Here is a 12,517-nt window from a genome sequence, read left to right as displayed (position 1 = left end):
GGCTGCACCTCCAACGCTCGAAGGCTCCCCGTGGAAGATCCGTCCCAGGCCCGGTGCGATGCCGTGTTCGAGAGCGAACTGGCGCGGCGCGTCGAGCTGGGCATCGAGCCATCGGGCGGCATCAGTTGCCATACCCATGCAACGCCCTCGCCGCTGGAGCGATGGCACTATCACGACGACTATGAACTCCAGCTCGTCCTCCGGACCTCGGGGCGCACCTACGTCGGAAACCATGTCGGAGAGTTCAAGCCGGGGTCCATCGTCCTGATCGGTCCTCGGGTTCCGCACAACCTGGTCTCCCTCGATGCGCCGGCCAGCGGAACGCGCGAGCGCAGCGTCGTGATCCATTTCCCGGGGGACCTGATGCCCAAGGCGGTGGAGCTCTTCCCGGATCTGCACGACGTGGTGTCGCTGCTGGACCGCGACCGCTGCGGAATCGAGTTCATGGATGCTGGCCGTGAACTGCAGGACGGTTTTCGCCTGGTACAAAACACTTTCGGCGTTGCCCGCTTCAGCGCCCTGGCCGAATTGCTGCAATGCCTGGGGCGGTGGCCCAGGTTTCGGTTGCTCTCCTCGACCTCCATTCCGGGCGCACGAGACGAGCGCAAGACCGTCCTGGACCGGCGGGTCGACAAGGTGCTCGAGCTTGTCTATCAAAACTATGCCGACAGCCTGTCGCTGGCCGACGCCAGCCATTGCGCCGGCGTCGGCCTCAACGGCTTCTCCAGGCTGTTCAAGAGGGCGACCGGCAGTACCTTCACCGACTTCCTGATCAGCGTGCGGATCGCCAGGGCCTGCGAGTTGCTGAGCAGGAAAGACCCGCAGGTCTCCAGCATCTGCTACCTGGTGGGCTTCAACAACATTTCCAATTTCAACCGGCACTTCCGGCGACTGAAAGGCATGACGCCGAGCGAATACCGGATGCACATGTCGGGCCGGTTCGGCGGCGCGCAGCGACTCAGGCTTCGACCAGCTCAGGGCGGATCCGGATGACCTCGGCGGGATCGAAGCGGCCCGAATCGATGATCTCGAAGGCCCTTCCGAGCAGGCCCGGGATGTCCTGCCGCACCATGAGCAATGGAAAGCTCAGGCAGGTCGCAAAAGGATCCCAGTCGTAGCTGCCGATGGCGCATTGGCGGACCTCGTCGAGCGGGACGGTCTTGAGAAACCGCACCACGCCCTCCAGCGCGATGGTCGAGTTCACGAACAGCCCGCGCGGCAGGCCTCCCATGCGCTGGCAGAGCGATCGCACCGAGGCTTCCGCCTGGTCCGCTTCGTAGCCGCAGGCATCGATGTCCGCACGGTCCAGGCTGCCGAACGCGTCGGCGATGGCTTCGGAAAATCCCTCGATCCGCTGCACCGTGTTGTGCTCGCCCGGAATGCCGCCCACGAAACAGAAGCGGTCGCGCCGCCCGGCACGCGGCGCCTTCGATCGCTCGATGAGCTTCGCCGTGAGTTCACGCGCGCCCCAACGGTTGTCTGAAACCACCGAAGGCGCGAGCGTGCCCGGCAGGTCGACATTCAGGTGTGCAATGCCGTGGTGCGCGCAGATCCTGCTCACCGCGTCGGGGTCGGAGGCGCCGGTCACCAGCAGGTATTCGACCTGGTAGGAGATCAGGGTGTGTGCCGTCTCTGCTTCCAGCTCCGGGTCGCGCAGCGTGCTGACCACGATGGGATAGAGATGCCGCTCGCGCGCCAGCCGCTCGAAGGTCTGCGACATGGCGCTGAAGAAGCGGTTGTCGTGCATCGGAATGAGCATGCCGATCAGCCCGGAGCGCTTGCGCCGCAGGCCGCTGGCCTGCCGGTTGAGCGTGTATTTCAGGTCTTTCGCGAGTGCGAGGACGCGTGCCGCAGTTTCCTCGCCGATGCGCCGGCTCTTCCAGGTGCCATTGAGGATCGCGCTGACCGTGGATGCGGAAGTCTCGGCAAGCCGAGCCAGATCGTAGATGGTCGGTTCGCGACGGCTCATCGGTGCCGCCCGGCGGGGCGATCGCACGGCGCCCCGGCTGCGGGGGTGGACGATCGGTTGGCGTCAGGCTTCCACTTCATCGATGGAAGTTTACGCGCCCGTGTACAGCGCCGAGCCTGTCGAGCCGCGGCCCGGCACGTGCCCTTGCCGCGTATGCGACGCACGCGCCAGCATGCCTGGACACAAAGTCGCAATAATCCGGCGCATGGCATCCCCCTTCCTCGCTATCGATATCGGCAACACCCGCCTCAAGTGGGCGCTCTACGATGCGGCCCGCCCCGGCGCCGTGTTGCAGGCGCAGGGAGCGGAATTCCTGGACCACATCGAGCGGCTGGCCGACGGCCCGTGGGCCGACCTGCCCGCGCCCGGCGCCATGCTGGGCTGCGTGGTGGCCGGCGACGCGGTGCGCCGCCGCGCCGAGGAGCAGATCGTCGAGCGCTTCGACTGCACGCCGCGCTGGGTCATGCCGAGCGCGGGCGAGGCCGGCATCGTCAACGGCTACGACCACCCGACCCGGCTGGGCGCCGACCGCTTCGTGGCGATGATCGGCGCGCGCCACCGCATGCTGGCCGAGCAGCCGGGCGAGCCGCCGCGGCCGATGGTGGTGGTGCTGATCGGCACGGCCGTGACGGTCGAGGCGATCGATGCCGAAGGCAAGTTCCTCGGCGGCCTGATCCTGCCGGGCCACGGCATCATGCTGCGCGCGCTGGAGTCGGGCACGGCCGGGCTGCATGTGCCGACCGGCGAAGTGCGCGAATTTCCCACCAACACCAGCGACGCGCTCACCAGCGGCGGCACCTACGCCATCGCCGGCGCCGTCGAGCGGATGGTGCAGCACGTGCGCTCGCACTGCGGCGCCGAGCCGGCCTGCTACATGACCGGCGGCGCGGGCTGGAAGATGGCGCCCGTCATGAACGGGCATTTCGAGCTGGTCGAGAGCCTGATCATGGACGGGCTGCTGGTCATCGCTGAAGCACGCGGCTGAGCCTCGCCGGGCTCAGCGGCGCATCAGCGCCTCGCCCATCGCCTGGAACGCGGGCAGCGTCAGCGGGTCGTTCGCGCCGTTGGCCGCCACCGGATGCGCCGCATAGCGCACGATGACCATCTCGGCCTTCGGGTCCACATAGATGCTCTGGCCGTGGATGCCGCGCGCCATGTAGGCGCCATGCGGGTTGTGCGAGACCCACCACATGTCGCGGTAAGACCAGCCCTGCAGCAGCGGGTAGCCGGCCTTGACGAACTTGGCCGGGTCGCCGCCGCGGCGGATGTCTTCCACCACCGCCTTCGGAATGGCCTGCTGGCCGTTGGACGCGCGGCCGTCGTTGCGCATGGTCTCGCCGAAGCGGGCCAGGTCGCGCAGCACGGTGTTCAGGCCGCCGCCGCCCGACTCGGTGCCGATGCGGTCGACCATGAAGTAGGCGTCCTGCTCGGCGCCGATGCGCCGCCAGATCTTCTCGCTCAGCAGGTCGGCCAGCGACTGGTTGCTGGCGCGGCGAAGAATCCAGGCCAGCACCTCGGCGTTGACGGTCTTGTAGGCGAAGGCATCGCCATGCTCGCCTTCCTTCTTCAGCGTGACCAGGAATTCGTAGAACGACTTCGGTCCGGTGTAGTTCTGGCCCTGGGTGAGCATGCCGCCGGCGCGGGCGTAGTCCCAGATCTCGGCCTTGGGGTCGGCGTAGTTCTCGGAGTAGTGCACGCCCACGGTCATGTCCATCACCTGGCGCACGGTGGCGTCGCCGTATGCCGTGTCCTTCAGCTCGGGGATGTATCTGGTGACGGGCGCGGCCGGATCCAGCCTGCCTTCGTCCGCGAGGATGGCGGCCAGCGTGCCCACGAAGGACTTGGTGACCGACATCGCGATGTGCGGACGCTCGGGCGTGAGCGCGCCGAAGTACTTTGCGTAGACCACCTTGCCGCGGTGCATCACGAGGATGCCGTCGGTGTAGGTGCCGGAGATCATCTGGGCGAAGTTGAGCGTCTGGTCGCTGCCCAGGGGTTTGAACGTGACGGCCTCGATCTGGACCGGCGAGGTCCCCGACGGCAGCGGGCTGGCCGCGCCGGCGCCGCGCCACACGTTGACGGTGGGCACGGTCTCGCGCACGTGCGAGAAGCTCCAGCGGGTGCGCGGAAACACGCCGCCGGCCGGGTTGTCGAAGGTGATGAGCTTGTCGGGCGGGGGCGGGAAGCCCTTCATCCAGCCCATCGCGTCGACCGAAGTGGCCGCGGGGTCCGGCAGCGCGGCGGGCGTGGAGGTCTGGGCGGAAGTGGTGTTCACGGCGAGCAGGGTGAATGCAGCGGCAAGCGCCGTGCGAATGAAGACGGACATGTTGTTTGTTGTTCTGGGTGAAGACGGGGGAATCAGCGGCCGCTGAAGCGCGCGGGCCGGCGTTCGACGAAAGAGCGCACGCCTTCGACCGCGTCCTCGCTGTTCGACAGGCGCTTCTGCGTCTCGATGAATTCCGACACCGCCGCCAGCGGACCTTGCTCCACCGCCTTGATCACGTTGAGCCGCGTGGCCACCACCGCCAGCGGCGCCTGCGCCGCGATGCGCTGGGCGATGGCCAGCGCCGCATCGAGCTCCTGCCCGGCCGGCACCACCTTCTGCACGAAGTTGAGGCGATAGGCCTCGGCGCTGTCGAACTCGTCGGCCGTGAGCAGGTGCAGCATCGCGTTGCCCACGCCCGCGCGCTCGGCCATGCGCAGCGTGGCGCCGCCCGTGGCCATGATGCCGCGCTGCACTTCCATCTGCGAGAAGCGGCAGTTGTCTGCCGCCACCACGATGTCCGCGCCCAGCATCAGTTCGATGCCCACCGTGAAGCAGATGCCCTTGACGGCCACCACCATCGGCTTGGTGCGGCGGCGGTAGCCGGGCAGGCCGAAGTCGTGCGGCTCCACCAGGCCGGCGGGAATGGCCTTCTCGCCACGCTTCATGTACTCGGTGACCGCAGGCAGGTCGAGGCCCGCCGTGAAGTGGTCGCCGAACGCATGCAGCACGCCCACGCGCAGGTCCGGGTCGTCGTCGAGCCGGGTGTAGGCCTCGGCCAGCTGCCTGAACATCGGCGGCGTCCAGCCGTTGCGCTTGGCCGGGCGGTTGATGCCGATCAGCAGCACGTGGCCGAGCACCTGGGTGTCGATGCAGCCTTCTGCGGGCGGGGTGGTGGGGGTCGCGGTCATCGGTGTTGTCTCCGTGTTGTCGTTATGGCTGCGCGGCTCAGTACGTGTACACGCCGCGGCCGGTCTTGCGGCCCAGCTGGCCCGCCGCCACCATTTCCTTGAGCAGCGGGCAGGGGCGGTACTTGGAGTCGCCGAACTGCTCGAGGTAGACCTCCATCACCGCCAGGCACACGTCCAGGCCGATCATGTCCGCCAGCGCGAGCGGGCCGATGGGCTGGTTGCAGCCCAGCTTCATGCCGGCGTCGATGTCTTCCGCCGTGGCGATGCCTTCGGCCAGCACGAAGAAAGCCTCGTTGATCATCGGCACCAGGATGCGGTTGACCACGAAGCCCGGCGCGTTCTTCACCGTGATCGGCGACTTGCCCAGGCGCTCGGCCAGTTCCTTCACCGTGTCGTGCGTGGCGTCGCTCGTGAGGTAGCCGCGGATCAGCTCCACCAGCGCCATCATCGGCACCGGGTTGAAGAAGTGCATGCCGATGAAGCGGTCGGCGCGCGAGGTGGCGGCGGCCAGCTGCGTGATCGAGATCGACGAGGTGTTCGAGGCGATGATGACCTCGGGCGCCAGCATCTCGTCGACCTGCTTGAGGATCTTGAGCTTGAGCGCGTGGTTCTCGGTGGCCGCCTCGATGACCAGTTGCGCGCTCTTCAGGTCTTCGTAGCTGGTGGAGCCCTGGATGAGGGCCAGCGCGGCGGTCTTCTGCTCGGTGGTGAGCTTTTCCTTCTTGATGAGGCGGTCGAGGCTGCCCGACACCGTGGCCAGGCCCTTGTCGACCGCCGCCTGGGCGATGTCGACCATCACCACCTTCACGCCGGCCACCGCGCAGGCCTGCGCGATGCCGTTGCCCATTGTTCCGGCGCCGATGATGCCGACAGTCTGGATAGCCATGAGAGAACTCCTTGAAGAAACGAAAAAGTGGGGTGCACGGGGCGGTCGCCGCGGCAGGAACATCGATTGTGAATCAGCCCCACGGCCCCGCCGTTGCCGCGTGTGACACCTGCGCCGCGCGGGTGGCTTACAGTGCTGCGGTTGCTTTTTTCCCCTCTTTTCCCGATCCCCGACCATGACCACCCTCGGCACCCCCCTTTCCCCCTCCGCCACCCGCGTGATGCTGCTCGGCTCCGGTGAACTCGGCAAGGAGGTGCTGATCGCCCTGCAGCGCCTCGGCGTCGAGACCATCGCCGTCGACCGCTACGAGAACGCCCCCGGCCAGCAGGTGGCCCACCATGCCCGCACCATCACCATGAGCGACCCCGAGCAGCTCAAGGCGCTGATCGAGGCCGAGAAGCCCGCGCTGGTGGTGCCCGAGATCGAGGCCATCGCCACGCCCATGCTGCAGCAGCTCGAAGACGCCGGCGTGGTGCGCGTCATTCCCACCGCCCGCGCCGCCCGCCTCACGATGGACCGCGAAGGCATCCGCCGCCTGGCCGCCGAGACGCTGGGCGTGCCCACCAGCCCCTACAAGTTCTGCGACTCGCTGGCCGAGCTGCAGGCCGCCATCGACGAGGGCATCGGCTACCCCTGCATCGTCAAGCCCGTGATGAGCAGCTCCGGCAAGGGCCAGAGCAAGATCGACGGCCCCGCCGACGTGCAGAAGGCCTGGGACTACGCCATGGCCGGCGGCCGCGTGAGCCATGGCCGCGTGATCGTCGAAGGCTTCATCGACTTCGACTACGAGATCACCCTGCTGACCGTGCGCGCCAAGGATGCCTCCGGCGCCTTGGAAACGAAGTTCTGCGACCCCATCGGCCACGTGCAGGTGAGCGGCGACTACGTCGAAAGCTGGCAGCCCCACCCCATGGCCCCCGCCGCGCTGCAGAAGGCGCAGCAGATCGCGCAGGCCGTCACCGCCGACCTGGGCGGCCAGGGCCTCTTCGGCGTGGAGCTGTTCGTGAAGGGCGACGAGGTGTGGTTCAGCGAAGTGAGCCCGCGCCCGCACGACACCGGCATGGTCACCATGGCCACCCAGTGGCAGAACGAATTCGAGCTGCATGCGCGCGCCATCCTCGGCCTGCCGGTGGACACCTCGCTCAAGAGCCCGGGCGCCAGCGCGGTGATCTACGGCGGCGTGGACGCCACCGGCATCGCCTTCGACGGCGTGGCCGACGCATTGCAAGTGCCCGGCAGCGACATCCGCCTCTTCGGCAAGCCGGAGAGCTTCACCAAGCGCCGCATGGGCGTGGCGCTGGTGCACGCAGGCGACACCGACACGGCCCGCAAGCTCGCCAAGGAAGCCGCCTCGCGCGTGAAGCCGCGCAAGGCCTGAGCGGGGCGTAGCCAGTTTCCGCAAGCCGCGCCGCGATGGCGCGGGCATGGTCGGGCGAATCCACCGGAGACACCATGCTGCATCCCCAGGCTCGCGCCTTGCTCGACCTCATCGAGGCGCGCGGCATTCCGCCGACGCACACCCTCTCGCCCGCCGATGCGCGGGCCTTCTACCGCGATCGCCGCACCGCCACCCAGCCGCTGCCGGCCGAAGTGGCCGAAGTGCGCGACCTCGCGGCCGACGGCCCGCACGGCACCATCCCGGTGCGCCTGTACCGGCCGCTGGGTTCGGGCGCCGGCCCGCTGCCGGTGCTGGTGTACTACCACGGCGGCGGCTGGGTCATCGGCGACCTCGACACGCACGACGTGCTGTGCCGCGAGCTGGCCAACGGCGCCGGCTGCGCGGTGGTCGCGGTCGACTACCGCATGGCGCCGGAGCACCGCTTCCCCGCCGCCTTCGACGACGCGCTGGCCGCCGCCCGCTGGGTGCGCCGCGAGGCCGCGACGCTGGGGCTCGATGCGAGCCGCCTGGCCGTGGGCGGCGACAGCGCGGGCGGCAACCTCGCGGCCGTGGTGGCGATCGCCGCGCGCGATGCGGGGGACCTGTCCATCGCCTTCCAGCTGCTGATCTACCCGGCCACCGACATGCGCCGCGTGCACCCCTCGCACCAGAGCAACGGGCAGGGCTATCTGCTGACCAGCGACACCATGAGCTACTTCCACGACCACTACATCACCGACCCGGCGCACGACGTCGACTGGCGCGCCTCGCCGCTGCTGCACCCCGACCTGTCGAAGCTGCCGCCGGCCCTGGTGATCACCGCCGGCTACGACCCGCTGCGCGACGAAGGCGCCGCGTATGCCGATGCGCTCACCGCCGCCGGCAACCGCGCGGTGTACGTGTGCTTCGAGCGGCAGATCCACGGCTTCGTGCCGATGGGCAAGGTGCTCGACGAGGCCAACACCGCGGTGGCGCTGTGCGCGGGCGAACTGCGCCGCGCCTTTGCCGCGGCGTAGCGGTGGCCTAGGGAAAGTCCCCGCGCAAATCGATGCCGCGCAGACGGCCCGCGCCGCTACGATCCAGCCAACAAAGACGCCACCACAGAGTGGCAGTCCACCGATGCAGGAGACAAACACCATGCAGCGAACGAGGACGCCGCCGCCAGCGCACACCAGCCTGAGCGGCGCCGCACGGCAGGGCGAACGCCTGATGTGGCTCACGCCGCACCGCGTGTTCTATGCCGGCCTGCTCGGCGCCGCCGCCGAGCGCACGATGGGCGGGCACGGCGTGTACGTGTCGCCTGCCGGCGCGCCGCCGAACCGCATCCGCGTGGGTGGCGGCGCATGGCTCACCGGTGAATTCATCGTCGTGCCGCCGCACGTGCCGCACCAGGTCGAGAGCGCGCATCCGCTGATCTTCAACCTGCTGGTCGAGTCGGAGTCGGTCGACCCCGCGCGCCTGCCGGCGTTCATGCAGCACTGCGGCCCGGTCGATGCGCCGGCCTTCGTGCAGCGCGTGCGCGAGGGCCATGCGCACCTGCTGGCGGCTTCGGCGCGCGGCATGAACTTCGAGGGCTTCGACTTCGACGCGCTGTTCTTCGGCGAGGCGCTCGCGCCGCGCGCGCTCGATGCGCGCATCCGCAAGGTGGCCGACGCCATCAACGCAGACCCCGCCGCCGCGATGTCGGCCGAGGAGTGCGCGGCCTCGGTGCACCTGTCGTTCTCACGCTTCCTGCACCTGTTCAAGCAGGAGACCGGCATGGCCTTTCGGGCATTCCGCGCCTGGAAGCGCGCGCGAAGCCTGCTGCGCTACGTGCAGCAGGGCAGCACGCTCACCGACATCGCACTCGACACCGGCTACCCCGACTCCACCCACTTCAGCCATTCGATCCGCCAGGTCTACGGCCTCAAGCCCAGCGACATCGTGGCAGGCTCGCGCCGCCTCGCGCTGCACGACCTGGCCGGCGGGTTCCGGCAGTAGCGCGGGCGACGGGCATGCAGATCCTTCAACTGCTGCTGTCGGGCATTGCGCAAGGCTGCATCTACGGCCTGATCGCGCTGGGCTTCGTGCTGATCTACAAGGCCACGGAGACGGTGAGCTTTGCGCAGGGCGACCTGATGATGCTCGGCGCCTTCGGTGCGTTCGCGGGCATGTCGCTGTTCGGCATGCCGTTCTGGCTGGCGGCCATCCTCGCGGTGGTGGCGATGGCGGCCTTCGGCGTGCTGCTGGAACTGGTGGTGATCCGGCCGATCCTCGGGCAGCCGCAGTTCTCGATCGTCATGCTGACCATCGGCATCGCCTACGTGGCGCGCGGCGTCGTCACCATGGTGCCCGGCATCGGCACCGAGACGCACACGCTGGCCGTGCCCTACAAGGACCAGATCTGGAAGCTGGGCGAGCTGGTGGTCAACCTGGAACAGCTCGCGATCATCATCGCCACCGCCGTGCTGTGCGGCCTGCTGTTCGCGATGTTCCGCTACAGCAAGCTCGGCATCGCGATGCAGGCCTCGTCGCAGAACCAGCTGGCCGCCTACTACATGGGCATTCCGGTGAAGCGGCTCAACGGGCTGGTGTGGGGCCTGGCGGCGGCGGTCGCGGCCATCGCGGGCATGCTGCTCGCGCCCATCACCTTCGTGCACGCCAACATGGGCTTCATCGGGCTGAAGGCCTTTCCGGCGGCGGTGGTGGGCGGCTTCGGCAGCCTGCCGGGCGCGATCGTCGGCGGGCTGGTCATCGGCATCGTCGAGTCCTTCGCGGGCTTCTACCTGCCCGACGGTTTCAAGGACACGGCGCCGTACATCGTGGTGCTGCTGATGCTGATGATCAAGCCGAACGGCCTGTTCGGCGAGAAGCTGCGCAAGAAGGTTTAAAGAAAATGCGCCCCCACGCTCGTCACTTCGTGTACTCGCTGCCCCCCGAGGGGGCGCAGGTCCGCCTTGGGGCGGCCCGGCGGCGGACCTGAACCATGCGCTTCATCTTCAAAACGAGCTACGACCAGGACATCCGCCTCGCGCGGCACGGCGGCCATGTGTTCTGGTACGGCCTGCTCGTTGCGTTCCTCATCGCCGCGCCGTGGGTCATCGACGAGTACTGGCTCGCACAGCTGACCTTCGTGCTGATCTACGGCATCGTCGGCCTGGGGCTGATGCTGCTGGCCGGGTTCACGGGGCAGTTCTCCATCGGGCATGCGGCGTTCCTGGGCGCGGGGGCGTACACGCAGGGCGTGCTGACGAACCTGGGCGTGCCGTTTCCGTTGGCGCTGGTGGCCGCCGCGGGGCTGTCGGCCGCGGTGGGCGTCGTGGTCGCGCTGCCGGCGCTGCGCGTGAAGGGGATCTACCTGGGCATTGCGACGCTGTCCTTCGGCTTCATCGTGGAAGAAGTGTTCGCGCGCTGGGAGAGCGTGACGGGCGGCAACGCGGGGCTGCACGTGAAGTCGCCGCAGCTCTTCGGCTGGTCGCTGGGCTCGGGCGACGGCTTCTACTTTCTTTGCCTGGTGGTGGCGGTGCTGGCCACGCTCGGCATCCTGAACCTGCTGCGCTCGCCGACCGGGCGAGCCTTCGTCGCCATCCGCGATTCGGAAATTTCCGCGCAGAGCATGGGCATTCACCTGGCGCGCTACAAGACGATGTCGTTCGCGATCTCGGCCGCGCTGGCGGGGCTGGGCGGCGCGCTGTACGCGCACAAGCTGAGCTTCATCTCGCCAGACCAGTTCAGCATCCTGCAGTCGATTGACCTGCTGCTGATGGTGGTGATCGGCGGGCTGGGCTCGGTGCACGGCGCGTTCCTGGGCGCGATCTTCCTGATCGCGATGCCGCAGCTGATCTCCATCGGCAAGGACTGGCTGCCGGAGGCCATCGGACAGGCGCCGGGGTTGCAGGGGCTGGTGTATGGGCTGGTGCTGATCGCGTTCGTGCTGTTCGAGCCGCTGGGCTTGTACGGGCGCTGGCTGAAGATCCGGACCTGGCTGCAGCTCTTTCCGTTCTACCGCAAGGGGTTGTTCAAGCGGCAGAAGTCGTTCACCAAGTCGGACCGGTTGAGATGAGCAGCGGCGACATTCTTCTCTCCGCGAAGGAGCTGAGCGTGCGCTTCGGCGGGGTGCTGGCGGTCAACAAGGTGAGCTTCGATGTGCGCCGCGGCGAGGTGTTCACGCTGATCGGGCCTAACGGCGCGGGCAAGACGACGGTGTTCAACCTGATCAGCCGCATCTACACGCCGACGACGGGCGAAATCACGTGGCATGGCGAGGAGGGCGGCCCGTTGCCGCTGACGCAGCAGGCGCCGCATGCGATTGCGGCGCTCGGTATTGCGCGGACCTTCCAGAACATCGAGTTGTTCGAGCATGCGACGGTGTTGCACAACCTGCTGATCGGCCGGCACACGCATCGGCAGACGGGGTTCTGGAGCGAGGTGTTCTTCACGCCTGCGACGCGGCGTGCGGAGATTGCCGCGCGGGAGAAGGCGGAGCAGGTGATCGAGCTGCTGGACCTGCAGCACCATCGCGATTCGATGGTGGCGGGGTTGCCCTATGGCGTTCGCAAGGTCGTCGAACTGGCGCGTGCGTTGTGCACGGAGCCCAAGCTGCTGCTGCTCGACGAGCCGTCGTCGGGGCTCAATGTCGAAGAGACGGCGGACATGGCTTTCTGGATCCAGGACATCCAGCATGAGCTGGGGGTGTCGGTGCTGATGGTCGAGCACGACATGTCGCTTGTTTCCAAGGTGTCCGACCGGGTGCTTGCGATGAACATGGGGGAGGTGCTGGCTACTGGAACGCCCGGTGAGGTGCAGGCTGATCCGCGTGTTGTCGAGGCCTACCTTGGGACTGTGGACGACGTGAGCAGCTTGAGGAGGGTGGCGGCGTGAATGCCTTGTTCGTTGCCTCTTTGGGGACGCCCGGTATGCGGTGCGGGGCGGGCGCCCCCGCTATGCCGGCCCTTCGGGCTCCCTTCCGGTGCTCGCTTTCCGCGGGGTCCCGCCCAAACTCGCTTCGCTCAAACAAGGGCGGGCCCTTATCCGCGGAAAGCTGCGCTCCTCAGCGGCACAGAGGGGGCGCCCGCCCCGCACCGCACACCGGGCTTGGCCGGCGTTGGAAACTACTTGAGCGTGTCCACGG

General features: G+C 68.2%; 12 protein-coding genes. 8 read left to right on the top strand and 4 right to left on the bottom strand.

The annotated features are described in order from the left end of the window. The first annotated feature begins 30 nt into the window (after nucleotides 1–30). Entirely contained in the window at nucleotides 31–993 is a 963-nt protein-coding gene (locus WIX39_RS02165; protein ID WP_159053684.1) for a helix-turn-helix domain-containing protein, read from the top strand. Here WIX39_RS02165 and WIX39_RS02160 read toward each other — a convergent pair. Next, entirely contained in the window at nucleotides 959–1,969 is a 1,011-nt protein-coding gene (locus tag WIX39_RS02160; RefSeq protein WP_106936560.1) for a LacI family DNA-binding transcriptional regulator, read from the bottom strand. The two genes, WIX39_RS02165 and WIX39_RS02160, sit on opposite strands and share 35 nt — an antisense overlap. Nucleotides 1,970–2,174: 205 nt before the next feature. Between WIX39_RS02160 and WIX39_RS02155 the strand changes: the two genes are divergently transcribed. Further along, entirely contained in the window at nucleotides 2,175–2,954 is a 780-nt protein-coding gene (locus WIX39_RS02155) for a type III pantothenate kinase (RefSeq protein ID WP_081270411.1), read from the top strand. Nucleotides 2,955–2,966: 12 nt separating this feature from the next. Here the strand turns inward: WIX39_RS02155 and WIX39_RS02150 are convergent, their stop codons facing one another. Genes WIX39_RS02150 through WIX39_RS02140 form a run of 3 tightly spaced genes read right to left on the bottom strand, consistent with a single transcriptional unit; the run spans nucleotide 2,967 to nucleotide 6,029 of the window. Continuing rightward, nucleotides 2,967–4,295: a serine hydrolase domain-containing protein gene (locus WIX39_RS02150; RefSeq protein ID WP_409194432.1), complete on the bottom strand. Its 1,329-nt coding sequence runs from the start codon at nucleotides 4,293–4,295 to the stop codon at nucleotides 2,967–2,969. 32 nt (nucleotides 4,296–4,327) lie between these two features. After that, the gene (locus WIX39_RS02145) at nucleotides 4,328–5,143 is read right to left on the bottom strand and encodes a crotonase/enoyl-CoA hydratase family protein (protein ID WP_106936562.1); all 816 of its coding nucleotides are present in this window, start codon (nucleotides 5,141–5,143) and stop codon (nucleotides 4,328–4,330) included. 37 nt (nucleotides 5,144–5,180) lie between these two features. Then, nucleotides 5,181–6,029 (bottom strand): 3-hydroxybutyryl-CoA dehydrogenase, encoded by an 849-nt coding sequence (locus WIX39_RS02140; RefSeq protein ID WP_106936563.1) that lies wholly within the window; start codon nucleotides 6,027–6,029, stop codon nucleotides 5,181–5,183. A 175-nt stretch (nucleotides 6,030–6,204) separates the two neighbouring features. Between WIX39_RS02140 and purT the strand changes: the two genes are divergently transcribed. The 6 genes from purT (at nucleotide 6,205) to WIX39_RS02110 (ending at nucleotide 12,267) form a co-directional block, all read left to right on the top strand. After that, entirely contained in the window at nucleotides 6,205–7,407 is a 1,203-nt protein-coding gene (purT, locus tag WIX39_RS02135; RefSeq protein ID WP_106936564.1) for a formate-dependent phosphoribosylglycinamide formyltransferase, read from the top strand. A gap of 74 nt (nucleotides 7,408–7,481) precedes the next feature. Next, nucleotides 7,482–8,423: an alpha/beta hydrolase gene (locus WIX39_RS02130; protein ID WP_081270433.1), complete on the top strand. Its 942-nt coding sequence runs from the start codon at nucleotides 7,482–7,484 to the stop codon at nucleotides 8,421–8,423. 121 nt (nucleotides 8,424–8,544) lie between these two features. After that, the gene (locus tag WIX39_RS02125) at nucleotides 8,545–9,387 is read left to right on the top strand and encodes a helix-turn-helix domain-containing protein (RefSeq protein WP_409194431.1); all 843 of its coding nucleotides are present in this window, start codon (nucleotides 8,545–8,547) and stop codon (nucleotides 9,385–9,387) included. A 14-nt stretch (nucleotides 9,388–9,401) separates the two neighbouring features. Further along, complete coding sequence (locus WIX39_RS02120; RefSeq protein ID WP_106936565.1) at nucleotides 9,402–10,277, top strand: branched-chain amino acid ABC transporter permease; 876 nt, start codon at nucleotides 9,402–9,404, stop codon at nucleotides 10,275–10,277. A 95-nt stretch (nucleotides 10,278–10,372) separates the two neighbouring features. Then, the gene (locus WIX39_RS02115; RefSeq protein WP_081270405.1) at nucleotides 10,373–11,449 is read left to right on the top strand and encodes a branched-chain amino acid ABC transporter permease; all 1,077 of its coding nucleotides are present in this window, start codon (nucleotides 10,373–10,375) and stop codon (nucleotides 11,447–11,449) included. Then, a complete protein-coding gene (locus WIX39_RS02110) occupies nucleotides 11,446–12,267 on the top strand; it encodes an ABC transporter ATP-binding protein (RefSeq protein ID WP_285415086.1) in 822 nt (273 codons plus the stop codon). Before WIX39_RS02115 ends, WIX39_RS02110 begins: the two co-directional genes overlap by 4 nt. Nucleotides 12,268–12,517 lie beyond the last annotated feature (250 nt).

The sequence above is a fragment of the Variovorax sp. AB1(2024) genome (assembly GCF_037482385.2).
Lineage (GTDB): Bacteria > Pseudomonadota > Gammaproteobacteria > Burkholderiales > Burkholderiaceae_C > Variovorax.
The sequence above is the reverse complement of the archived record's forward strand: the minus strand, read 5'-3'. Positions and strand labels throughout refer to the sequence as shown.